Source organism: Myxococcus sp. SDU36 (assembly GCF_030168875.1).
In the GTDB taxonomy this organism is placed as follows: Bacteria; Myxococcota; Myxococcia; order Myxococcales; family Myxococcaceae; genus Myxococcus; species Myxococcus vastator.
In genome coordinates this window covers 4,807,069-4,829,848 of the sequence record NZ_CP077414.1, presented here as the reverse complement: position 1 = coordinate 4,829,848, position 22,780 = coordinate 4,807,069, and the positions used below count along the sequence as shown (strand labels likewise).

At 70.6% G+C, this 22,780-nt stretch carries 23 protein-coding genes; 10 read left to right on the top strand and 13 right to left on the bottom strand.

Features of this window, described 5'->3' with window-relative positions; all coding sequences use genetic code 11:
- Window positions 1–13: 13 nt before the first annotated feature.
- Window positions 14–1,312: a glycosyltransferase family 39 protein gene (locus tag KGD87_RS19080; protein WP_350102567.1), complete on the bottom strand. Its 1,299-nt coding sequence runs from the start codon at window positions 1,310–1,312 to the stop codon at window positions 14–16.
- Window positions 1,313–1,511: 199 nt separating this feature from the next.
- Here KGD87_RS19080 and KGD87_RS19075 point away from each other — a divergent pair, with 199 nt between their 5' ends.
- Window positions 1,512–3,602, top strand: a complete 2,091-nt coding sequence (locus KGD87_RS19075) for a thioredoxin domain-containing protein (RefSeq protein ID WP_284661654.1) — start codon at window positions 1,512–1,514, stop codon at window positions 3,600–3,602.
- A gap of 22 nt (window positions 3,603–3,624) precedes the next feature.
- On the opposite strand, the gene KGD87_RS19070 is transcribed toward KGD87_RS19075, so the two are convergent.
- From KGD87_RS19070 to KGD87_RS19060, 3 genes are all read right to left on the bottom strand, one after another.
- The gene (locus KGD87_RS19070) at window positions 3,625–5,124 is read right to left on the bottom strand and encodes a transglutaminase-like domain-containing protein (RefSeq protein ID WP_284661653.1); all 1,500 of its coding nucleotides are present in this window, start codon (window positions 5,122–5,124) and stop codon (window positions 3,625–3,627) included.
- A 63-nt stretch (window positions 5,125–5,187) separates the two neighbouring features.
- Window positions 5,188–5,655, bottom strand: a complete 468-nt coding sequence (locus KGD87_RS19065) for a GNAT family N-acetyltransferase (RefSeq protein WP_163778801.1) — start codon at window positions 5,653–5,655, stop codon at window positions 5,188–5,190.
- Window positions 5,567–6,646 (bottom strand): D-alanine--D-alanine ligase family protein, encoded by a 1,080-nt coding sequence (locus KGD87_RS19060; RefSeq protein ID WP_284661650.1) that lies wholly within the window; start codon window positions 6,644–6,646, stop codon window positions 5,567–5,569. Before KGD87_RS19060 ends, KGD87_RS19065 begins: the two co-directional genes overlap by 89 nt.
- 134 nt (window positions 6,647–6,780) lie before the next feature.
- Here KGD87_RS19060 and KGD87_RS19055 point away from each other — a divergent pair, with 134 nt between their 5' ends.
- Window positions 6,781–8,076 (top strand): HD domain-containing protein, encoded by a 1,296-nt coding sequence (locus tag KGD87_RS19055; protein ID WP_284661648.1) that lies wholly within the window; start codon window positions 6,781–6,783, stop codon window positions 8,074–8,076.
- Window positions 8,073–9,602, top strand: coding sequence for an MBL fold metallo-hydrolase (locus KGD87_RS19050; RefSeq protein ID WP_284661647.1), 1,530 nt, complete (start codon window positions 8,073–8,075; stop codon window positions 9,600–9,602). The genes KGD87_RS19055 and KGD87_RS19050 overlap by 4 nt, the downstream gene beginning before the upstream one ends.
- A gap of 8 nt (window positions 9,603–9,610) precedes the next feature.
- On the opposite strand, the gene KGD87_RS19045 is transcribed toward KGD87_RS19050, so the two are convergent.
- From KGD87_RS19045 to KGD87_RS19010, 8 genes are all read right to left on the bottom strand, one after another.
- The gene (locus KGD87_RS19045; protein ID WP_284661645.1) at window positions 9,611–10,573 is read right to left on the bottom strand and encodes a WD40 repeat domain-containing protein; all 963 of its coding nucleotides are present in this window, start codon (window positions 10,571–10,573) and stop codon (window positions 9,611–9,613) included.
- Between the two features lie 153 nt (window positions 10,574–10,726).
- Window positions 10,727–11,407, bottom strand: a complete 681-nt coding sequence (locus tag KGD87_RS19040) for a hypothetical protein (RefSeq protein WP_284661644.1) — start codon at window positions 11,405–11,407, stop codon at window positions 10,727–10,729.
- A 128-nt stretch (window positions 11,408–11,535) separates the two neighbouring features.
- Entirely contained in the window at window positions 11,536–12,300 is a 765-nt protein-coding gene (locus tag KGD87_RS19035) for a GlsB/YeaQ/YmgE family stress response membrane protein (protein WP_284661643.1), read from the bottom strand.
- 36 nt (window positions 12,301–12,336) lie between these two features.
- A complete protein-coding gene (locus KGD87_RS19030; protein WP_284661642.1) occupies window positions 12,337–14,190 on the bottom strand; it encodes a cytochrome c/FTR1 family iron permease in 1,854 nt (617 codons plus the stop codon).
- Between the two features lie 67 nt (window positions 14,191–14,257).
- A complete protein-coding gene (locus KGD87_RS19025) occupies window positions 14,258–14,617 on the bottom strand; it encodes a hypothetical protein (RefSeq protein ID WP_163778816.1) in 360 nt (119 codons plus the stop codon).
- 100 nt (window positions 14,618–14,717) lie between these two features.
- A complete protein-coding gene (locus KGD87_RS19020; RefSeq protein ID WP_163778819.1) occupies window positions 14,718–14,951 on the bottom strand; it encodes a hypothetical protein in 234 nt (77 codons plus the stop codon).
- 121 nt (window positions 14,952–15,072) lie between these two features.
- Complete coding sequence (locus KGD87_RS19015) at window positions 15,073–15,552, bottom strand: dihydrofolate reductase (protein ID WP_284661640.1); 480 nt, start codon at window positions 15,550–15,552, stop codon at window positions 15,073–15,075.
- The gene (locus KGD87_RS19010) at window positions 15,549–16,343 is read right to left on the bottom strand and encodes a thymidylate synthase (protein ID WP_284668662.1); all 795 of its coding nucleotides are present in this window, start codon (window positions 16,341–16,343) and stop codon (window positions 15,549–15,551) included. The genes KGD87_RS19015 and KGD87_RS19010 overlap by 4 nt, the downstream gene beginning before the upstream one ends.
- Window positions 16,344–16,473: 130 nt before the next feature.
- Here KGD87_RS19010 and KGD87_RS19005 point away from each other — a divergent pair, with 130 nt between their 5' ends.
- From KGD87_RS19005 to KGD87_RS18980, 6 genes are read left to right on the top strand one after another with little or no spacing between them, the layout of a single operon-like run.
- Window positions 16,474–17,052: a cob(I)yrinic acid a,c-diamide adenosyltransferase gene (locus KGD87_RS19005; protein ID WP_284661639.1), complete on the top strand. Its 579-nt coding sequence runs from the start codon at window positions 16,474–16,476 to the stop codon at window positions 17,050–17,052.
- On the top strand, window positions 17,049–18,068 hold the full coding sequence (gene queG, locus KGD87_RS19000) for a tRNA epoxyqueuosine(34) reductase QueG (protein ID WP_284661638.1): 1,020 nt from the start codon (window positions 17,049–17,051) through the stop codon (window positions 18,066–18,068). The genes KGD87_RS19005 and queG overlap by 4 nt, the downstream gene beginning before the upstream one ends.
- Window positions 18,041–19,018, top strand: coding sequence for a DMT family transporter (locus KGD87_RS18995; RefSeq protein WP_284661637.1), 978 nt, complete (start codon window positions 18,041–18,043; stop codon window positions 19,016–19,018). The genes queG and KGD87_RS18995 overlap by 28 nt, the downstream gene beginning before the upstream one ends.
- 49 nt (window positions 19,019–19,067) lie before the next feature.
- Window positions 19,068–19,775: a 2OG-Fe(II) oxygenase gene (locus KGD87_RS18990; protein WP_284661635.1), complete on the top strand. Its 708-nt coding sequence runs from the start codon at window positions 19,068–19,070 to the stop codon at window positions 19,773–19,775.
- 9 nt (window positions 19,776–19,784) lie between these two features.
- Window positions 19,785–20,438: a DNA oxidative demethylase AlkB gene (gene alkB, locus KGD87_RS18985; protein WP_284661633.1), complete on the top strand. Its 654-nt coding sequence runs from the start codon at window positions 19,785–19,787 to the stop codon at window positions 20,436–20,438.
- A 25-nt stretch (window positions 20,439–20,463) separates the two neighbouring features.
- Window positions 20,464–20,871, top strand: coding sequence for an ATP-grasp domain-containing protein (locus KGD87_RS18980; RefSeq protein WP_284661632.1), 408 nt, complete (start codon window positions 20,464–20,466; stop codon window positions 20,869–20,871).
- A gap of 6 nt (window positions 20,872–20,877) precedes the next feature.
- Here the strand turns inward: KGD87_RS18980 and KGD87_RS18975 are convergent, their stop codons facing one another.
- Window positions 20,878–21,687 carry a hypothetical protein gene (locus KGD87_RS18975; RefSeq protein ID WP_284661631.1) on the bottom strand — a complete coding sequence of 270 codons (810 nt, stop codon included), beginning with the start codon at window positions 21,685–21,687 and terminating at the stop codon, window positions 20,878–20,880.
- Window positions 21,688–21,780: 93 nt separating this feature from the next.
- Between KGD87_RS18975 and KGD87_RS18970 the strand changes: the two genes are divergently transcribed.
- A complete protein-coding gene (locus tag KGD87_RS18970) occupies window positions 21,781–22,668 on the top strand; it encodes an MTAP family purine nucleoside phosphorylase (RefSeq protein ID WP_284661630.1) in 888 nt (295 codons plus the stop codon).
- Window positions 22,669–22,780 lie beyond the last annotated feature (112 nt).

The following is a 22,780-nucleotide window of genomic DNA, read 5'->3' as shown; positions in this document are numbered from 1 at the left end:
CGTTTGTCGGAGGTCAGGGCCTTCGCGCGCGCAGCCGCCACACCTGAAATGTGTGCAGCCTGCGTCCACGGAAGTCGCCGATGAGCTCCACGGGGCCTTCCAGCGTGGTGAAGCGAGAGACCAGGTCCTCGGGAGGCAGCGGTCCGCCTTCGCTCACCCACAGCGCGTCGTGCCCGGGCGTCACGTCCGGGCCGGACCAGAGGTCGTACTGACTGAAGCGCGCCGGCGCCCCCGTCTTCGTGCGCCGCCGCGCGTAGAAGGCCACCTGGGACGCCAGTTGGTAGTTGGGCGCGTACACGGCGGCCACGCTATCGGGCGACAGGCCCGGGAACAGCCGCTGCGGCGTGGCCAGCTCGCGCAGCACGCTCCAGCCGTGCGTCCGCCACAGCGCCGTGTCCCGGCGGAAGTGGAGCACGGGGAAGAGCAGGTGCGAGCCCACCACCAGCACCACCGCCAGCCCGCTGAACGCCGCCGCGCGCTGCCAGAGAGGCCGCATCCCCGCCACGCCCACGCAGGCCGCGATGTACGCCGCGGACGGCCAGTTGGCCTCGCCCCGGGTGCGCAGCGACGCGTAGCCGAAGAAGAGCAGGGGAATGCAGGCCGCCATGCGCAGCAGGAAGTGCTCGCGCGGACCGCGCACGCCGTACACCAGCGCGAGGGGAAAGAGCACCGGTCCTCCCATGGCGAGCTGTCCCGCGAGGAACTCGCCGAAGGTGCTCCAACCGCTGCGCCAGCCGCGGCCCAGGCCATGGCTGAGCTGAAAGGTGAAGCCCACCCAGTCATGGCCCGCGTTCCAGAACACCACCGGCGCGAAGCAGGCGCCCGCCAGCGTCGCCGTGCGCCACGCCCCCCAGGGCATGCGCCGCGCCCGCACCGTGGCGATGAGGAACGCCACACCCAGCAGCACGGCCGGGTACTTCGACAGCAGGGCGCACCCTCCAACCAGTCCCGCCAGGGCCCAGCGCTCCCGCCACAGGGCCCACAGGGCCAGCGTCCAGAACAGGAGCAGGGGCGAGTCGGGCGTGGGCCACACACCCGCCACCGCGCCCGCGGGGACGACGCTCCACAGCGCCGCTGCCCGCCAGGCCGTCGCCGCGTCACCGTGGACGTCGCGCGCCAGTCGCCACACGGCGGCCACCGTCCCCACGCCGCACAGCATCGCCGTACCTTCGATGCCCAGCAGCGCGATGTGCCACGCCACCAAGGGCGGGTGGTCGAAGTAGCCCCAGTCGAGCTTGCGGGCCCATTGCCAGTAATAGGCAGTGTCGAAGTAGACGTCCGTGCCCAGCACCAGGGCGAGCCGCGCCCCCATCGCCACGCCGAGCAGCGCCACGCAGGTCTTCAGACGGAGGCCCGGCGAGGCGGGACGCGAGACAACGGGAGGCGGCGGAGACACGGCGGCGACCTACCCGGCCTGCCCCGCTGTTGACCAGCATCCCTCCAGTGCTTTCGGCTTGCCCGCCCTCACGCAGGTTCGTATCTCGACAGCCATTCCCCTTCCTGGAGCCCCGATGGCCACGCCCCCTCCGTCAGCTGACACTTCCAATCGTCTGGCCCGGGAACCCTCTCCGTATCTGCGCCAACACGCGCACAACCCCGTGGACTGGTTCCCCTGGGGGGCGGAGGCGCTCGCGAAGGCGAAGGCGGAGAACAAGCCCATCCTCCTGTCCGTGGGCTACTCCGCCTGCCACTGGTGCCACGTCATGGCGCACGAGTCGTTCGAGTCGCCCGAGACGGCCCGGGTGATGAACGAGGGCTTCATCAACATCAAGGTGGACCGCGAGGAGCGGCCGGACCTGGACCAGCTTTATCAAGGCGTGGTGCAGCTCATGGGGCAGGGCGGCGGCTGGCCCCTCACGGTGTTCCTCACGCCGGACCTGAAGCCCTTCTACGGCGGCACCTACTTCCCACCGCAGGACCGCTACGGCCGCCCGGGCTTCCCCCGGCTGCTGATGGCGCTGCGGGACGCGTGGGAGAACAAGCAGGACGAGGTGCAGGGGCAGGCGGCCCAGTTCGAGGAGGGGCTCGGCGAGCTGGCCACCTACGGGCTGGAGGCCGCGCCCGCGGTCCTGACGGCGGCGGACGTGGTGGGCATGGGCCAGCGCATGGCGAAGCAGGTGGACGCGGTCCACGGGGGCTTCGGCGGCGCGCCCAAGTTCCCCAACCCGATGAACCTCGCGCTGATGCTGCGCGCGTGGCGAAGAGGCGGGGGCGCGCCGTTGAAGGACGCGGTGTTCCTGACGTTGGAGCGCATGGCCCTGGGCGGCCTCTATGACCAGTTGGGGGGCGGCTTCCACCGGTACTCGGTGGACGAGCGCTGGCTGGTGCCCCACTTCGAGAAGATGCTCTACGACAACGCGCAGCTCCTGCACCTCTACGCGCAGGCGCAGCAGGTGGAGCCGCGCCCGCTGTGGCGCAAGGTGGTGGAGGAGACGGTGGCCTACGTGCGCCGCGAGATGACCGACGCGGGCGGCGGCTTCTACGCGGCGCAGGACGCGGACAGCGAGGGCGAAGAGGGGAAGTTCTTCGTCTGGCGCCCGGAGGAGGTCCGCGCGGCCTTGTCGGAAGCGCAGGCGGAGCGGGTGCTGCGCCACTTCGGAATCAAACCCGGCGGCAACTTCGAGCACGGCGCCACGGTGCTGGAGGTGGTGGTGCCCGTGTCGGAGCTGGCGCGCGAGCGCGGCGCCTCCGAAGACACCGTGGAGCGCGAGCTGGCCGCGGCGAAGCAGACGCTCTTCGACGTGCGGGAGCGGCGGGTGAAGCCGGGCCGGGACGACAAGCTGCTGTCGGGATGGAACGGGCTCATGATTCGCGGGCTCGCGCTGGCCTCGCGGGTCTTCGGCCGGCCGGAGTGGGCGAAGTGGGCGGCGGACGCCGCGGACTTCGTGCTGGAGAAGGCGTGGGATGGGGCGCGGCTGGCGCGCTCGTACCAGGAGGGACAGGCGCGCATCGACGGCTTCCTGGAGGACTACGGCGACCTGGCCTCGGGCCTCACCGCGCTCTACCAGGCCACCTTCGACGTGAAGTACCTGGAGGCCGCGGACGCGCTGGTGCGCCGGGCCGTGGACCTCTTCTGGGACGCGGAGAAGGCGGCGTACCTCACCGCGCCTCGGGGGCAGAAGGACCTGGTGGTGGCGACGTATGGCCTCTTCGACAACGCCTTCCCGTCCGGCGCCTCCACGCTGACGGAGGCGCAGGTGGAGCTGGCGGCGCTCACGGGAGACAAGCGGCACCTGGAGCTGCCGGAGCGCTACGTGGCGCGGATGCACGACGGGCTCGTGCGCAACGCCATGGGCTATGGCTACCTGGGCCTGGCGGCGGACGCGCTGCTGGAGGGCGCGGCGTCCGTCACCGTCGCGGGCGCGTCCGACGACGTGGCGCCGCTGCGGGCCGCCATGGACCGTGCCTTCGCGCCCACCGTGGCGCTGGCCTGGAAGGCACCGGGACAGCCCGTGCCCGCGTTGCTGCAGGGGACTTTCGAGGGACGCGAGCCGGTGAAGGGGCGGGGCGCCGCCTACCTGTGCCGGGGCTTCGTCTGCGAGCTGCCCGTCACCGAGCCGGACGTGCTCGCCCAGCGGCTGGCGGCGCTCACCGGCCCCTGAGCAGGGGCCGGCGCGGCCCGCGTCACTTGACGGCCGTCACCTTCAGCGCGCCGATGAGCGGCGTGATTTCGGCGTTGCCTTCCTTGCCGAAGGCGAAGTGCGTGGCGTCCGCCACCACCTGGTTGAAGGTGGGGTCCAACTGGGTCCACTCGCCCACGAAGGCCTCCACCCACTCGTGCCAGTAGAGGGCGGGCACGCCGTCCTGGTTCACCATGTAGATGACGCCGTCCACGCGCCGGGCGGGCACCCCCGCCGCGCGCAGCAGCGCCACCGACAGCAGCGAGTGCTCCGTGCAGTCGCCCTTCTTCTGGCTCAGCACGTCCGTGGCCCGGTCCGCGCTGGCGCCGTAGTCCTTCTCCAGGTTGGAGTACACCCAGGTGTTCACCTTCTGGGCGATGCGGTACGCGTCCTTCTCCGTCCCCACGAGCTGCTTCGCCAGCGCGCGGATGGCCGGCGCGTCGCTCTCCACGACGAGCGTGGACTTGAGATTCTCGCCGCCCTCCGGGTCCTTCAGCGGCAGGGGCTTGCGCGCCTTGGGCGCGGCGGCGGACAGCGTCACCTCCACGCTGCCGTCCGGCAGCGGCTTGAACTGCTGCCGGTACGTCTGCTCCTGGAACTTCGCGGGCAGGCCCTGCACCACCAGCGTGACGTGGCCGGGCACGGTGCGCGCGGAGTCGGGCAGCGGCTTGGGCAGCACCACGCGGGTGAGGCCAAAGACTTCCACCAGGTCCAGCCGCTTCGCGACGGCCTCCGTCTCCTTCCGGGCCTGCATCGTCGTGCCGTAGTCCACCAGCACCATCTCCCCGCGCTGGGTGACGTACGAGACGACGGGGACCTTCTCCTTCTCCGACACGGTGACGGCCTTGCCCAGCTTCACCCGCACGCCGTTGATGGTCCGCTGCTCCTCGGGCTCCACGGTGGTGGAGAGGCCGTAGGACTCCAGGTCCATTCCATCCAGCGAGAAGCCCGTCACCTTCGCCTTGCGCAGCAGCGCCACGCGCGGCGGGTCGGCGTCCTCCACCCGCTCCTTCGTGGGCGGCAGCCTGGGCAGCGTCTCGTCGGGGCGGCCCGGGCGCTTGCGCACCACCTGCACGCCGTCCGCGGTGGCCGTGCCCTCCAGCGTCTGCGTGCCGCCGTCACCCGTCTGCTTCACCACGAAGGACAGCAGGCGCCCGCCGGGCTTCGCTTCGTAGATGCGCTCCTCGTCATGCATGCGCTCCGACACGCGCGAGCCCACCATCGCCTTGAAGACGAGCTGGTTGGTCGTCTTCACCCGCGCGGGCTGGCCCGGCAGGACTTCCAGGTCGGTGAAGAGCCAGCCGACCTTCTTGTCCATGAGGTACAGGCCGAAGTACTCGCCGCCCTTGGGGCGGGCGGCCTTCACCACGTCGGAGACGGGCGCCTGTGCGGCAGCGGCCTTGACTGCCGGGGCGGGCGCCCTCGCGAGCGCGGACGGTGCGCCCACCAGCAGGGCGCACAGGGACACGAGGGCCAACAAGGTCGGTCGGTGCGTGCGAGTCATCGTGCCCCTTCTAACGAGGGAAGGGCCCGTTGTCTTCACCCGCCCGGCCTGGCGGCGCGGGGACTACAGCCGCTTGGTGAGGATGATGAGGTCGTCCCCCACCTTGTAGAAGTCCCGGATGCGGGCCTCCTCGCCGTACTTCATGGAAGCGTAGAAGCCGCGCGTGGGGCCGTAGGCCTCGGTGGCGCTCGTCTCCACGCGGATGAGGCGCCCGTTGCGGCGGCGCAAATCACCCTCCATGGCGGACACCAGCGCCGCGCCTACGCCCTGACCGCGAACTTCCGGTGCGGACGCAATCCAGTACAAGTCATAGGTGTCCTCCGTCATCGGCGTGGGGCCGTAGCAGACGTACCCCACGAGCTCCCCGCCGCGGTCCGCGACGATGATGGCGTAGTCCGTGTTGCCCGCGGTGAGCGTGGTGTTCGCCAGCTCGGTGGCGACCTCAACCTCCTGCGGCGAGAAGGTTTCGATCTTTCGAATCAGGGCGGCGATTGGCGCCCTGTCCTTTTCTTCGATGGGACGGATGTCCATGTGCTCTCTCGAGCGCGACCTCCACGAGCCGGGACGCCAGGGCCGGGTAATCCATCCCGGTGGCCAGGGCGGCCTTGGCGAACCCCGCGCTCGGATGAAGGTCGCAGTTGGGGTTGATGTCGATGACGTAGGGCACGCCCTCCGGGGATACCCGGAGGTCGACCCGTCCATAGTCCTGGCAGTCCAGTGCTGCAAAGGCTTCCAGCGCGACCTGCACGCAACGGGCTTCCAGCTTCCCGTCCAACCGGCACAATCCGCTGGTGGTGTCCCGGTACTCCGCCGACGCCGCCTCCCACTTGGCGTTGTAGGAGACGATGTTGGGTCTGTCCTCGAACGTACTGCCGAAGACGATTTCCGTCAGGGGCAGCGCCTGGCGCGGCTGGTTGCCGAGCAGCGGCACATAGATTTCCCGCCCGGGGATGAACTGCTCCACCAGGGCCGGCTGATGAAACTCGCGGAGCACCGCGTCACAGGCGCGGACCAGCGCGGCGCGCTCGTGCACCACGGACTCCGACGTCACGCCCATGCTGGCGTCCTCGCGCGCGGGCTTGACGATGAGCGGCCAGGGCAGGTCCACCGCCAGCGCATCCTCCAGTCGCTCCACCACGCGGAAGGGCGGGGTGGACACGCCGCGCGCGGTGAGCACTTCCTTCGCCTTGGGCTTGTGCAGCGCCAGGCCCAGGGACAGCGCGGACGAGCCCGTGTAGGCCAGCCCCAGCGCGTCCAGCAGACAGGGGACGGCCATCTCTCCGCGGCTGTCAGCCGCCAACGACTCGCAGAGGTTGACGACCAGGTCCGGCTGACACCGGCGCAGGATGTCCACGAAGTCGAGCCGGTCGCCTTCGATGGCGAGCGGTTCGGCCAGGGTGTCGCCCTGGTTGAGGGCGTCCGCCATGGAGGAGACGACACGGACCACATCCTCCCGGGCCTCCCGCCCAGGGTCGTCCTCGAGGAGGTCGTGGTCGCGGTTGTGCAGCAGGATGATGTGCATTCGGTGGTGCCGGAGGGTTACCACGTCCCCTTCCGCCATCACAGTCCGCACGTGAGGTCGGCTGCCCCCCGGAGAGGTTCGCGGTACGTTTGATGACCTCCCGAGGGGGTATCCAGGAGTATGGAAAGGGAATCATGCGCATCCGTGACCCCATCCACGGCACCATCCCGGTCAGTGACGCCGAGAAGGCCGTCATCGACAGCCGGCACTACCAGCGGCTGCGCTATGTCCGGCAGCTCGGCTTCGGGGACCTGGCCTTTCCCGGGGCCACGCACACGCGGCACATCCATTCCCTGGGCGCCATGCATGTCGCCTCGCGCGTGTTCGGCGCGGTGGCCGCCCAGTCGTCGCTGCCGGAGGAGGTGCGGGAGCGCTTCTGCGCGGCGGTGCGGCTGGCGGTCCTCTGCCATGACCTGGGGCACATGCCGCTGTCGCATGCCTCGGAGCGCATCGCTCCGAAGCGCTCGCTCCTGCGTCTGCCGTCGTGGCTGGACGGCGCCGCGGAGGGGGAGCAGGCCACGCATGAGGACTACACGGCGAAAATCCTCCTCGACAGCTCGCTGACGCCCATCATCGAGAAACATTTCGGCGACCTGGGGATTACGCCCATGGCGGCGGTGGCGCTGGTGTCGGGCGCGAAGCCGCCGAAGGACCCGGGCTTCACGCACCAGGGCGTGGACTGGACGCCGCTGCTGCGCGCCATCGTCTCCGGCGAGCTGGACGCGGACCGCATGGACTACCTGCTGCGCGACTCCTTCTACACGGGAGTCAACTATGGCCGGTACGACATGGATTGGATTGTCAGCAACCTCAACCCCGCGATGAAGGACGGGCGGGCCTACCTCGCCCTCAGCCGGGCGGCGGCCTTCGCCTTCGAGGACTTCCTCCTCAGCCGCTATCACATGTTCGTGTCGGTGTACCTGCACCACACCTCGGTGAACTTCGACTACATGCTGCGGCGCTACTACGAGGAGTCGCCCGGCGAGTTCGAGATTCCTTCGGATCCGGAAGAGTTCCTGCTCTGTGACGATTCGGCGCTCTGGTACACGCTGCGCCGCTCCAGGAATCCGTGGGCCCAGCGCATCAGCCAGCGGAAGGGCTACAAACTGCTGGCGCAGTTCACGGAGCGGGACACGGGCTACGATTTGGACGTGCTGCGCAGCGCGCTGGTGTCCCACAAGTTCGACCACTACGTCGTCGAATCCCAGAATGTGCTCAGCAAGTACACCTCCGGGCCGTCTGGCCAGGGGCCGAGCCTGTACATCATCGACGCGTCCACCGGCCGGCTGACGGAGGTGGCGCGCTACACGCCGCTGTATCAACGCTACAGCGGCGCGGTGCGGCTGGTCCGGCTGTACGTCCGGCCAGACCAGGCGGACAAGGCGCATGCGTTGATGGGCCGGCTGCTTGGCCAGGCGGTGGAATCATGAGCGAGCGTCTTCCCAGTCTGGGCCTGGGCCTGGACCTGCTGGCCCACAGTCCGGTGGAGGCACGCCCTTCTTCCGTGGCGCTGCTGTACCGGCGCGCGGGGGAGGGCGTGGAGGTCTTCTGGGTGAAGCGCGGCAAGGCGCTCCGCTTCGCGGGCGGCTTCTATGCCTTTCCCGGGGGCAAGCTGGACGCGGCCGACGCGGACGTGCCGGTGGCGGGCGCCAGCGGAGAGGAGGCGGCGCTGCGCTCGGCCGCGGCGCGCGAGCTCTTCGAGGAGACGGGCGTGCTGGTGGCCCACGGCGCACAGGCGCTGTCCCCCGCGAAGGTGGAGTCGCTGCGCAAGGCGCTCCTGGACGGGGCGCTGGGGTGGGGCGCGCTGCTGAAGGCGGAGGGGCTGTCGCTGAACGCGGACGACTTCCGCGCCGCGGGCCGGTGGGTGACGCCGCCGTCGCTGCCCGTGCGCTTCGATACGCGCTTCTACCTGGTGGAGCTGCCCGCCCACGCGCGCGCGGAGTGGTGGCCTGGCGAGCTCGCCGAGGGCGCCTGGGTGAGGCCCGCTGAGGCCCTGGCGCGGTGGGGAGATGGCTCGGCGCTGCTGCACCCGCCCGCGGTGCATGCCTTCCAGGTGCTGCGCGCCTTCACGGATGCGTCCGACGTCCTGGCGCGCCTGGCGACGCCTCCGTTCTGCCCGGGCTACGTCTCACAGCGCATCGAGTTCCAGCAGGGCGTGCGCGTGGTGGCGCTGGAGACGCCCACGCTGCCGCCCGCCGCGCACACCAACGCGTATGTGCTGGGCAATGGCGAGCTGCTCATCGTGGACCCGGGCGCCGCGGACGTGAAGCAGTACGCGAAGCTGCTGTCGCTGGTGTCGGGCCTGAAGGCGGAGGGACTGCGGCCGGTGGCGGTGGTGCTCACCCACCACCACGGTGACCACGTGGGCGGCGCGCGCGCGGTGAAGGAGCGCCTGGGCATCCCGCTGTGGTGCCACGCGCGCACGGCGGACCGGCTGGACTTCCCGGTGGAGCGGCTGCTGGAGGATGGCGACGTGCTGGCGCTGGCGGGCGAGGTGCCGCAGCGCTGGCGCGTGCTGCACACGCCGGGACATGCGCAGGGGCACGTGTGCCTCGTGGACGAGCGCAGCCGCTCGGCGGTGGTGGGGGACATGGTGGCCGGCGTGGGGACCATCGTCATCGACCCTCCGGAAGGGCACATGCGGGACTACCTGACGCAGCTCTCGCGGCTGCGGGACTGGCCCGTGAGCACGCTGTACCCGGCGCACGGCTCGCCGATTCCGGACGGGCCCGCGAAGCTCCAGGAGTACCTGGACCACCGGGCGGCGCGGGAGGCGCTCATCCTCCAGGCCGTGCCGCCCAACGGCGCCACGCTGGCGCAGGTGGTGTCCCTGGCCTACGCGGACACGCCGCCGCTGCTGCACCCCATCGCGGAGCGCAGCGCGCTGGCCACCCTGGAGAAGCTGGTGGAGGAGGGCCTCGTGCGCGAGGAGTCGCTCCATTACTTCCGCGCCTGAACGATGGTTTAGTCCAGAGGCACTGACAACAGCTCTCGCTGACACGTCACGTAGAGCGTCCGGTCGTGCACCAGCAGGCCGCCCAGGTCAGCGTGGCCGACGTCGTGCACGGCGAGGCACTCGGTGGAGTCGAGCGACCAGATGCGCACGGTGCCATCGGAGCTCCCGGTGCACAGCAGCCCGAGCGTGGGCTCCACCGCGACGAAGTCCACCCAGTGCGCATGGCCCTGCCATTGCCGCACGACGCGGCCGGTGCGGCTGTGGAACATGCGGGCCACGAAGTCCCAGGACCCGCAGAGGAGGTGCTCTCCGTCGGGGTGCCAGGCCAGCGCCCGGAGGGTGTTCGATGGGCGGTTCCACACGATGCCGAGCTGCTTCTTGCGCTCTTCGCCGAGGGGCTCATGGCGCGCGGTGGCCATGCTCAGGTGGAAGAGGGCGCGGACGTTGAGCGTGAGGTCTTCGAGCAGGTGCACGGCGCCGTTGCTTCCGCCCACGGCGACGAGGCCCTGGGCGGGCGCATGCGCGAGCGCGTAGAGCGGTCCGGTCCACAGCGTGCGCAGGTTCTCGCCCGTCCATGCGTCCCACAGCCGCGCGCTGCTGTCGGCGCTGATGGAGACGACGCGGTCCTCGCTGACGACCGCGGCGGCCTGGACCTCCTCTCCGTGGCCCTCGAAGGTCTGCACGCGTCGCCAGTCCTTGGAGTCCCAGACGGCCAGGCCGCGGATTTTGTGTGCCTCGAGCACGCGGCCCAGCTCGGCTTCACCCGCCAGCCGGAACCAGGGCTCTCCATTCCGACAGATGGCGTCCGTCTTCAGGACCCGCGTGCACTCCCCGGTCGCCAGACTCCAGAGGAAGATGCGCCCGAGCCCGTTCGCGGCGATGTGACGCCCGTCGGGCCACAGCATCGGCGCCCCGAGCGGATCTCCGTCGGGTTCGCCCGCATCGAGCCACTGGGGATGACGGCGCCACATCGCTTCAGTCTAAGCCAAGGTTCGTGATTCGAGGCAGCCCTGCCCAAGGGCAAGGCTGGGCTCTGGTTGAGTCGTCGGCAGCGCCAGCCGCTGCTGCGTTGGGGCGACCTCCGGCGTACCGCCTGAGGTCGTTAGAGCATCGCGTTCGGCCGTTTAGAAGCGGCCGGCGAGCCCCAGCGCCCCGCCTCCCGGGGTCAGGCTCGCCGTGGGCACCACCACCACGGGGCGCCCCTGCTGGCGCCGCCGCTGGTGGGCGCCGTGGGATAGCTCGAACGCGAGGATGGACGTCGCCACGGGCACGGCGAAGGTGGCGGTGAGGGCCGCCCAGGATGCTTCGTCCGACAGCGCCACGACGGCCAATGGCGCGGCCGTTCCCACCAGTCCGCCCAGCAGCGTGGGCAGGAAGCCGCCGCGTGCATCCATCAGCGAGCCTCCCAGGTACACGCCTGACGCCGCGCCGAGCCCCATCCCCAGCGAGGCGCTGATGAGGCTGAGGTTCCTCCCGGACCTGCACTCGCTGTAGCCACAGGACACCCGGTCCGCCACGAGGACGCCTCCGAGGAAGGTCACCGCGAGGCCGGAGGCGCCAATCAGCGCGCCGCCCACCGCTTCGCCCACGAGGCGCGCGCCCAGCGGGAACGGCGCATCCCGGGGCGGATGCAACCGGGGAGCGGCCGGTGGCCTGGAGGCCGGTGACGGACGGCCCACCGCGGGCCGCTGCTGCGTGGGCGTCACGGGCTCTGGCCTCCGCGGCGCGTCAGCCGTCGGCTGGGCGAGCGCGAGGGCGGGCAGCAGGAGCGTCAGCAGGAGGGGGCGGTTCGGATGGGAGAGCATGGGCGCTGATGCCCGGAGTGAGAGCACGGCTCGGGCACGGATGCCATCGCCTCCGTGACGGGTTTCGCGCTGAACGGACGGCGCGCGGCGGCTCGAGGCGCCGCGCCGCTGGCCCCGGGGGACTCGCCTCAGAAGCTGCCGGCGAGGCCCAGGCGCGGCCCGCGTTCACCCAGCCCCGCGACGGGGACCACCTGGAACGTGCTCGGGGCCTTGCGGGTGAGCGCGGGGCGCTCCTCTTCCGGAGATGAGAGCTCATACCCCGCGACGGCGCCCACCACGGGAAGCAGCAGCAGGAACACCGCGCCGCCGGGTTCGTTGTCTCCGATGCCCAGCAGCGCGGAGCCAATCAGCGCACCACCCCAGCCCACGAGGCTGCCACCCGCGGTGGCGAGGAGGGTGCCCCGGCCGCCCATGAGCCTGCCGCCCAGCCACGTCCCGGCGGGGATTCCTACCACCACGCCGGTGATGCCACCGACGCCCGCGACGATGCTGCACTCGTCGCAGCCCACCGTGGACGCACCCACGATGAAGCCGGTGAGCATGCCCACGGTGCCCGCGATGAGGCCGCCACCGGCGCCGGCCACGAACTCCACCGCCACCCGTGGCACGGGGTCCGCGGGGCGGGCGCGGGCCTTGCCAGGAAGGGCCTGTTCGTTGACGGAGGTCGTGCCCTCCGCCTCCTGGCTCGGGCGGGAGGCTCCCTCCGCGTCGACGTCGCTGCGCGTCGGCGCGTCCCAGCCGACCGGGGCTGGAACCAGGGGCGGCGGCGTCAGCTCGGAGGCGGGCGCCCGGGCGGGCTCGCTCGTGGGGGGCTCCTGTGCCCAGGCGGCGCTCTGGCCCGAGGAGAGGACCAGCAGGGCCAACCCGATGGAGTGCGCTCGCGAAACCTTCACCAGGGACACGCTACCGCAACGACGGGCGCGCGTCGCCTAACCCGCGGAGGCCTCGGAGACAGGCTGGGCACGGCCCTTGCGGCGCAGCAGGACGAGCGCCAGCGGGACGGCGCCCAGCAGGAGCTGGGGAACGAGCGAGAGCGCGTCCGGATAGATGCCCAGCATGTCCACGGTGACGAAGGGCACGGGCGCCAGCGGCAGCGCACCGACTTCCTGCAGCGAGTGCAGGCCCTTGCCCAGCAGCATCACCGCGGTGAGGACCAGGATGACGGTGGACGCGTTGAAGAGCGTCTTCATCGGCAGGCGGTACCCCAGTCGGTTGATGAAGAGGACCAGGGCCGCCATGGCCACCGCGCCCGCGAGCGCGCCCCAGGCCACGCCCTCCGGCGAGTCCAGCGCGAGCCCCTGGAGGAAGATGGCCGTCTCGAAGCTCTCGCGCAGTACGGCGGTGAAGGCGATGAGGAACAGGCCTGGCATGCTGCCGCGGCCCAGCGCGCCCTGCATCTTCTCGCGCAGCTCGCCCATGAACTGGCTGATGTTGGAGCGGGCGTTGAGCCACAGCGCCGCGTACAGCAGCATGGCCACCGCCACGAGCGCGGCGATGCCTTCCAGCCACTCGCGCTGGGCACCGGCCAGCAGGTGGCGGCCGAGCACGTAGGACAGCGCGCCGACGATGAGCGCGGAAATCCATCCGAAGTGCACCACACGTACGTGCTCGGTGGCCTTCATCTTCCGCAGCGCGGCCAGCAGCGCCGCGACGATGATGGTCGCCTCGAAGCCCTCGCGCAGCAGGATGAGCAGCGTCAGCCACATCGTGGACAGCAGGCTCGCGGTGGTGCCCGAGTCACGCCGCGCCTGGTCCAGCAGCGCCAGCAGCTCCCGGCCCTCGTCCTGGAGGTGCGGGCTGCCGCGCTCCGCCGCCATGCGGGCCTTGAGGAAGCCCTGCTCGATTTTCAGCGTCAGCGCCGAGTCGCGCGCGCTGAGCTTGGGCTCCACCGGCTCCACGCCGTTGAGGTAGCCGTCCAGCAGCGCCCCCTTCGCGCCCGCGATGTCACCCGCGGCGCCCAGGCGCATGGCCTGCTGCACGTTCTCCCGGGCGGCGAGCAGCAAGCGCTCCTCGTCCGCGTCCAGCATCTTCCGGCGCAGACAGGCCAGGTGCTCCTGGCCGAACTCCTTCACCAGGTCCGCGTCGGTGGCGTTGGCCAGCCGCTCCAGGGAGATGCGCGGCGGCGTGCCCTCGCACTCGGGCAGGCGCATGGTGAAGACGTAGAAGGCCAGCGACCAGCGCTCCTCCTCGGACAGGGTGGGGTAGGCCGGCATCGCGGTGCCCGGCACGCCGAAGCTGGTGGTGTTGAAGGCCTTGTACGGCGTGAGGCCTTCCATCAGCTCCGCGTCCTGGAAGTTGGCGGGCGCCGGCTCCATGTTGGCGGCGATGGCCACGTTCGCGCTGCCGTCCGCGCCATGGCACGCGGCGCAGTTGGTGGCGAACAGCGACTGGCCCAGCGCCAGGTCCGGCGGGCGGCGCGGACTGCGGGCCAGCCCTCCGGCCGTGACGAGGTTCTCCACCAGCTCACCGCAGTCGCGGCTGACGCCGTCAGGGTCCTCGCCCTTGTCCACGCGGGCCTGGATGGCCTCCACGCGCGGCAGGAAGGCCGCCGCGGCGGGGCCCAGTCCGCGCGCCGCGTCCACCGCCTCCGCCGCGAAGCTCTTCTGCTCCTCCATCTCGAACGCGGACTGCGACTCGATGGCGAGCGGATAGTCCGCTTCCAGGTACTGGAGGATGCCGATGAGCCGGTGCCAGGTGCGTTCCTCGGAGGCGCCGTCGTCCGCGCGGGACGCCACAGGCAGGGCAAGCAGGAGGAACACCAGCAGCGAGGCGGCGCGAGTCATGCCACCCCCTCTACCAGTGGGGTGGTGACCTTTCAATCTTGCGAAGCAACTTCAAAATCAGCCGGAGTCAGGTCGCGCTCACGTCGGAGTAGCCCGAAGGTCCAATCGTCTCCACGACCTGGAGGGAGCCCACGCGGAGTGAGTCCACCTGCCAGTCGTCACCCCGCAGCTTGCCAATGGTCAGGGCGCGGATGGCCAGGGTGCCGATGCTGAGCGCTCCGATGGCGAGCGCTCCCAGCGCGGTGGCCCCGACGGCCAGGGCGGGGAGGGCACGAGGCCGCGGCCTCAGGCGGTGGCGCAGCAAGGGAGCAAGCCGAAGGCTGGCCACGAGCGCGGCCACGTTGGAAGCCGTGAGCACGGCGGCGCTGGAGAGGGCCGCGGTCCGCCAAGGCACTTCGATGGGACGAGACAGAAGGGTGGTCTGCATCCCGTGGAGGTGTGCATGGCGTCGGGAGGTGCCACGCGACGGGACGGGAGGCCCCCGGCCGGATGGATGGCCGGGCGCCTCAAGGTGCTTCACCTGCGCGCTATTCGATGACGATGTCGCAGTACTGCGGGAAGCGGTTGCATGGGTAACAGGTGCCACCGGGGCCGCCCACGCAGACCTCGTTGGCGGCACACCGGCCCTGCAGGTCACACATGCGCAGTTCCTGCTCGGCGCTGCCCGTTTCCTCCACGGGGGCTTCTTCCACGGGGCCGCCACAGGCCATCATCACCACGGCCGCAACCAATCCAAGTCCTCGCATCCACGTCTTGCTCATCCGGAGCTCCTTGGGACTGACGGGTGAAGTCCGGATTGTGCGCTTAACGTTTGAGGGAAGGAATGTGGGCGCGTGCCCTCGCCCGGGCATGCATGTAGCCGCCGCCGGGCGAAGGGGGGCGTCAGCGCTCGTAGGTGCGGAAGGTGTGGGGTGGCTCGGCGTCGGGATGTGCTTCCTCTTCGACGCACGTCCACCCCGACAGGTCCACGTCGGGGAACCGGGTGTCACCGGGGAAGTCCCGGGCGATGTGCGTGAGGTAGAGGCGCTGCACGCGGTCCATCGTCTGGGCGTAGAGGTCCGCGCCCCCGGCGATGAAGACCTCCGGGTCGCCGCTGGCTTCCGCCAGGCAGAGCGCTTCGTCCACGGAGTGCGCCACCTGGACGCCCGGGGGCGCGAAGTCGCGCTGACGGGTGACGACGATGAAGGTGCGGCCCGGCAGTGGGCGGCCGATGGACTCGTACGTCTTGCGCCCCATCACCAGGGTGTGACCCATGGTGATGCGCTTGAAGCGCGCGAGGTCCGCGGGCAGCCGCCACGGGAGCTGGTTGCCCGCGCCGATGACGCGGTTCGCCGCCATGGCGACGATGGCGGACAGCTTCATACGGCCACGGGCGCCTTGATGGCGGGGTGCGGCTCGTAGCCTTCGAGCGTGAAGTCTTCGTACTTGAAGGCGAAGAGGTCCGTCACCTCGGGGTTGAGGCGCATGCGCGGCAGGGGGCGCGGCTCGCGCGACAGCTGCGCCTTCGCCTGCTCGACGTGGTTCAGGTACAGGTGCGCGTCGCCCACGGTGTGGATGAACTCGTGCGCCTGCAGGCCCGTCACCTGCGCCACCATCATCGTCAGCAGCGAGTACGAGGCGATGTTGAAGGGCAGCCCCAGGAAGAGGTCCGCGCTGCGCTGATAGAGCTGGCAGGACAGCCGGCCGTTGGCCACGTAGAACTGGAAGAGGACGTGGCAGGGCGGCAGCTTCATGGACGGCAGGTCCGCCACGTTCCACGCGCTGATGATGTGGCGGCGCGAGTCGGGGTTCTTCTTCAGCCCCTCCACCAGCGCCTTCATCTGGTCGATGTGCTCACCGTTGGGCGCCGTCCACGAGCGCCACTGATGCCCGTACACGGGGCCCAGGTTGCCGTCGGCGTTGGCCCACTCGTCCCAGATGGTGACGCCCTGGGCCTGGAGCGTGCGCACGTTGGTGTCCCCCGCGAGCATCCACAGCAGTTCGTGGAGGATGGACTTCGTGTGCAGCTTCTTCGTGGTGAGGAGCGGGAAGCCTTGCGTGAGGTCGAACCGGAGCTGGGGCCCGAAGACGCTGAGCGTCCCCGTGCCGGTACGGTCGCCCTTCTTCACCCCGTGGTGCAGGACGTGGTCGAGCAGGGACAGATAGGGCTGCATGGGGCCCATGTACGATCGTGTCCACGCTGGACACAAGGGTCGCGTGCCACGAGTGGACTCCGTCCGGGACGGACCTCGAGGTGCGGCTTCTCATGGACGCCAGTCGCGACGCACCGTTAGAAGCCGGGGCATGAAAATCTACACGAAGAGCGGCGATGCCGGAGAGACCGGTCTGTTCGGTGGCGGACGCGTCGCGAAGGACGACATGCGTGTGGACGCCTATGGCGAGGTGGACGAGCTGAACGCGACCCTCGGCCTCGTGCGGAGCTTCGCGGGGCCCACGGACGTGGACGCGCTGCTCCACCGGCTCCAGGACCAGCTCTTCACGGTGGGCGCGGTGCTGGCCACGCCCGAGGGCACGAAGGCCTCGGCGCACATCCCCGAGCTGAAGGCCGAGTGGGCCGAGGACATGGAGCGCGCCATCGACGGCTTCGATGCGGAGCTGGCTCCGATGACCCACTTCATCCTGCCCGGAGGCACGCAGGCCGCGAGCGCGCTGCACCTGGCGCGCACCGTCTGCCGCCGCGCCGAGCGCCGCACGGTGCCGCTGCTGCGCGAAGGGAAGATTCCGAAGGCGGTGGTCGTCTATCTCAACAGGCTCTCCGACCTGCTCTTCGTCCTGGCGCGCGTGGTCAACCACCGCGCGAGCGTGGAAGACGTGAAGTGGATTCCGGCGAAGCCCTCCAAGTCGTCGGACGCGCCCCTGTGAGCATGCTGCCCACCGCCCATCTGCGTGACCTCGCCAGCTCGGTTGGCTTCGACCTGGTGGGGTTCGCGCGCGCCGAGCCCATTCCGCCCGACTTCCTGCTGTCGTGGGTGGCGGCGGGCTACGCGGCGGACATGGATTGGATGGGCGAGCGGGCCGCCGAGCGGCTGGACGTCTCGGTCCTGCTACCGGGCGCGAAGACGGTCATCTCCTTCGCGAACAACTACTGGCGCGACGACGCGGAGACGGTGGACTCCCCCATCGCGCGGTACGCCCGGGGGCGTGACTACCACTCCACGCTGCGCGACCGGATGAAGGCGTTCCGAAAGGCGCTCAACGTGATGTACCCGGGGCTAGGCACCTACGGCGGCGTGGACAGTGGCCCGTTGATGGAGAAGGTGTGGGCGGCGCGCGCGGGGCTTGGCTACGTGGGGAAGAACGGCTGCTTCATCACCGAGCCCTATGGCTCGTGGGTGCTGCTGGCCACGCTCGTGGTGGATGCGGAGGTCGACGACTATGGCAACGGTCCCGCGGCGGACCGGTGTGGCGCGTGCCGCCGCTGCCTCATGTCCTGCCCCACGGGCGCCCTGGTGGGCAACGGCCGCGTGGACGCGCGCGCGTGCCTGTCCTACCAGACCATCGAGAACCGCGAGCAGCAGGTGCCGGAGGCGTTCCGGCTCAAGTTCGACAACCTGATTTTCGGCTGCGACATCTGCCAGCAGGTGTGTCCGCTGAACCGCCGGCCGGTGTTCGCCGAGCACCCGCGCTTCGCGCCCCGAGCGGTGGCGGAGTTGGGTGTACGCGAGCTCGCGGGACTCACACTGGAACAGTATGAGCACCTGATACCTGGCACCGCGCTGGCGCGCGCACGCTACGACGGGCTGCGCCGCAACGCCGTGTATGCGTTGGGGGTGGCGAAGCAGGCGGATGCGAAACCGTTGCTTGAAAAGCTCTGCGGCGATTCGAGCGAATTGGTACGTACCGCCGCGCAATGGGCGCTCCATCAGCTCGACCCCTGACGTCCACCTCTCCGCAGCCCCTGGGCCCGGTCTACGCCGGGCTCATCCTCCAGGTCCTCATCAGCGCGGGGACGTACCTGGCGGGCAAGCGCGCGATGTCGGAACTGCCGCCGCTCACGGTGGTGCTGTGGCGCTTCGTGTTGAGCGGCTCGGTGTTCGTGTTGCTGCTGTGGTTCCTGCCCGGGCCCCGGCTGCCGCCGCGCAGCGAGTGGGGGCGGGTGCTGCTGCTGGGCCTGCTGGCGGGGCCGGTGAACCAGGTGTTCTTCTTCCATGGACTGGCCCAGTCGACGGCGGCGCACGCGGCGCTGCTCTACGCGCTGACGCCGCTGGGTGTGTACCTGCTCAGCCTGGGACGAGGGCATGAGCGGGCCTCGCTCCGGGCGATGGGCGGCATCGTCACGGCGTTCGTGGGCGTGGTGGTGTTGCTGTTGGGGCGCGGGCTGGCGGATGCGAGCGGCTCGTTGATGGGAGACCTGCTCATCCTGGGCGCGATGATGTCGTGGGTGGTGTACACGACGGAGGGCAAGCCGTTCGTCGCCATCCACGGACCGATTCGCGCGACGGCGTGGAGCATGGTGGTCTCCACGTTGATGATGCTGCTGATGGCGCCGTTCTTCGCGAAGCCGGACGCGGTGCTCGCGGCGAGCCCCGCGGCCCGGTACTCCATCGTCTACCTGGGCCTGCTGACGTCGGTGGTGGCGTACCTGCTCTGGTACTTCGCGCTGTCGAGGGTGCCCGCGTCGAAGGTGGCCGTGTTCTCCAACTTCCAGCCCGCGGCGACCGCGGTCGCCGCCTGGGCCCTCCTGGACGAGGCGCTGCAATGGGAGGTCGCGGTGGGCGGTGTGCTCGTGCTCCTGGGGGTGCGGCTGACGCAGGCGGCGCACGTCCGGCCTCCCGCCGTGGCGCCGGCCGCGCCAGAGCAGCCTCCCGCCTCATCGAGCGTCGGATAGCCGCAAGACTCGGAGTGCCAGGCCCGTCTCCGCCCTTTAGTTTCCAGTCATGCATGTCTCGGAGCGGGTGGCCGACGTCGATTGGGCACGGATTTCGGAGGAGCTGGACGCGCGAGGCTGCGCGACGTTGGAGCGGCTCGTCACGCCGGCCGAGTGTGATGCCCTGGCGGCGCTGTACCCGGAAGACGCCGTGTTCCGCAGCCGCGTGGTGATGGCGCGGCACGGCTTCGGAAGAGGGGAGTACAAGTACTTCGAGTACCCGCTGCCGGACGTGGTCGCCGGGCTGCGCGAGGCGCTGTACCCCCGGCTCGCGCCGATTGCGAACCGCTGGAACACCGCCATGGGCATCGAGCTGCGGTACCCGGAGTCCCATGCGGCGTACCTCGAACGCTGCCACGCGGCGGGGCAGGTGCGGCCCACGCCGCTGCTGTTGCGGTACGCGGCGGACGACTACAACTGCCTGCACCAGGACCGCTATGGGGCGCACGTCTTCCCGCTCCAGGTGGCGATTCTGCTGTCGGAGCCCGGACGGGACTTCACGGGAGGCGAGTTCGTCCTCACCGAGCAGCGTCCGCGCATGCAATCACGCGCGGAGGTCGTCCCGCTGCGCCAGGGAGACGCCGTGGTGTTCGCCGTCCATCACCGCCCGGTGCAGGGCACGCGAGGCGTGTACCGGGTCAACCTCCGGCACGGCGTCAGCCGCATCCGCTCGGGACAGCGTCACACGGTGGGTGTCATCTTCCATGATGCGACTTGAGGCGCGCGCATGACGATGGACCTGTTCGACGGCCTGGGTGGCACCGGTCCTCGCGAGGAGTCGCTGGGCCCCGGTGCCAGGGTGCTTCGGGGCTTCGCGCTGACCCAGGACGCGGAGTTGCTGAGCGCGGTCCATGACGTCGCGCTCGCTTCGCCCTTCCGCCACATGGAGACGCCGGGCGGGTTCCGCATGTCGGTGGCGATGACGAGCTGCGGGGCGTGGGGCTGGGTGACGGACCGGACGGGGTACCGCTATGCCACGGTGGACCCGTTGCATGGGCGGCCTTGGCCGGAGATGCCGGCCGTCTTCCTGCGGCTCGCGCAACTGGCCGCCGCGAAGGCCGGCTTTGATGGGTTCACGCCCGATGCGTGCCTGGTGAATCGCTACGAGCCCGGGGCGAAGATGTCGCTGCACCAGGACAAGGACGAGCGTGATTTCACCGCGCCCATCGTCTCCGTCTCACTGGGGCTCCCGGCGGTGTTCCTCTTCGGTGGGGCGGAGCGAGCGGACCCGTCGGCGCGGGTGCGCCTGAGTCACGGCGACGTGGTCGTCTGGGGCGGGCCAGCCCGCCTGCGCTACCACGGCGTCATGCCGCTCAAGCCGGGCCACCATCCGCAGGTGGGTGGGCATCGCATCAACCTGACGTTCCGGAAGGCGCGTTGAAGGGCCCGAGCAGTTCCGCCAGGCGATGCAGGCCTACGCAGAGGACCCCATCCTGCACTGGCAGCGAGTGGTGTGCCGGGAGTTGAGGCCCTTGCGCAGAGTCGAAGAGGGCGCGCCGGACCGCATCCCCAGCTCCTTCGAATTCCGCACCTTCTGGTGGAAGGGCCAGTTGGCGGCGTGGGGGCCCTACTGGTGGCAGGGCACTCCGTACACCTTGACGCCGGAAGAGCAGCACGAGGCGCTCGGGCTCGGGCGTGAGGTGGCACGTCGGCTGGACGTGCCCTTTCTCGTGGTGGACGTGGCCCAGGAGGTATCGGGCCGGTGGATTGTCATTGAGTGCAACGACGGCCAGGAGAGCGGCTACGTGGGTATCTCCCCGTTCGCGCTCTGGCGGGCCATCCTCGACGTCGAGAGTGGAACTGGAGCGTCGTAGCGCGCCTCAATCCCCGTTCGGGTCCCAGTCGGAGATGTCGTACCCAGGCTCGGGGGGCAGCGCCGGCTTGCTGGGCGCGGGCTTCTTCACGGCCGGAGGCGGAGCGTCGGACACGTCTTCGTCGAGTAGCGGGTCCTTCTTCGCCGGGCTCGCGGAGACGGCAGGCGGGGTGGGTTTCACCGGCTCGGGCGCGGCCGACGCAGGCGCGGGCGCCGCCGTGGGCTCGTCATCCGGCGAGTCCAGGTCACCCAGTGACGTCGGGTCCGCGGGGGCCGATGCGGGAGTCGGGGACGGCGGTGGAGCCGACTCACTCGCCCGGTACACGCCTGTCCGCGTGGCCTCCACCGCGACACCGGAGGACGGCGGCGGCGGGGGAACAGGCTCCGGCGCGCGGCGCGAAGGCTCCGCCGCCGCGGAGGACTCCGACGCGCGGTAGCCGTCCCGCCGGCCGGCTGGCTTCTCATCCCCGAACGGGTCGTCCTCGCGGCTGCTGCGCTTGCGCGTGGGCCGCGCGTCCCCGTCGCCGAACGGGTCCTCCTCGCGGGTCAGCTTCTTCCCCTTCCGCCGCTTCGGCGGATCCGCCACCACTCCAGCCGGCATGCCCTTCAGCGACGAGTGCCGGTCCGCACACAGGCCCACGCCCTCCTGACATTCGGCCAGACAGTGGGTGAGCTGCTTGATGGTGCGCCCGCTGCCTCCGAACTCGATGGAGCAGTCCTCCTTGCAGGTCGCGTAGTCCTCCTGGCAGCCAGAAGGGACGGCGGCCGCGGCGGGGCCGGCGGCGAGGGTCAGGCCAAGAATCAGGAGGGCTCGCATGGCGATTACGAAAACTACCAGTCTTCTGGGGTTCCGGCGCCAGGGGGGCGCGTTATGGTCCCCTGGCGCGATGGTCGCGCCACGAGGAGGCACATGGCTGTCAGGGTGGGCATCATCGGGAGCCCCGGGTTGGCCCAGGCCCTGGGCATCCCCGGCAAGGGCGACTCCCACATCTTGGAGACACCCTTCGGTCCTCACGCGGGTCCCATCGTCACCACCGAGCTCAACGGCGTCTTTGTCGCCTTCGTCGCCCGCCACGGCGCCGGCCACGTCTACAACGCCACCCGCGCGCCCTACCGCGCCAACATGTACGCGCTGAAGGTCCTGGGCGTCACCCACGTCCTCGCCACTGGCACCGTGGGCAGCCTGCGCGAGCACATCCAGCCGCTCCAGCTCGCCCTGCCAGACCAGGTCATCGACCGCACCTACCGCCGTCCCTGCACCTTCTACGACGACGTGGCCGTCCACGTGGACCTGGGCAATCCCTTCTGCGGCACCCTGCGCCAGGTGCTCGAGCACGCCAGGGACCCGCTGGGACCGGCCGTGCACACCGAGGCCACCTACGTCTGCATCGAAGGGCCGTCCCTCAGCACCCGCGCGGAGAGCATGCTCTACCGCACATGGGGCGGGGACCTGGTGGGCATGACGGGCATGCCCGAGGCCCGGCTCGCCCGCGAGGCGGAGCTCCACTACGCCCTGGTGGCCCTGCCCACGGACTATGACTCGTGGCAGCCGCGCGCGCCGGGGCAGGCGCATGACGACCTGCTGGCGCAGATCTCCCACAACCGCAAGGCCGTCACCGCCAGCGGCGCCGCGCTCATCCGCCGCGCGCTGCCTCGCATCGGAGAGGCCCGCGCCACCTGCCGCTGCGACACCGCGCTGGCCCTGGCCATTGGCACCGAGCGCACCCGCATCCCTGACGAGGTGCGCGGACGCCTCCGTCCACTGCTGGGCAGATACCTCCCGCCCAACGTCGCCTGACGACACTTCACCCAGCCATTCGGTCGAGCCACACGACGCGCGCTCGCCCGGCCGCCTGCTGCCAAAGCGCGCTCTGGTTTTCACCTTCGGGGCCCCTGTATGACTCGGTGCG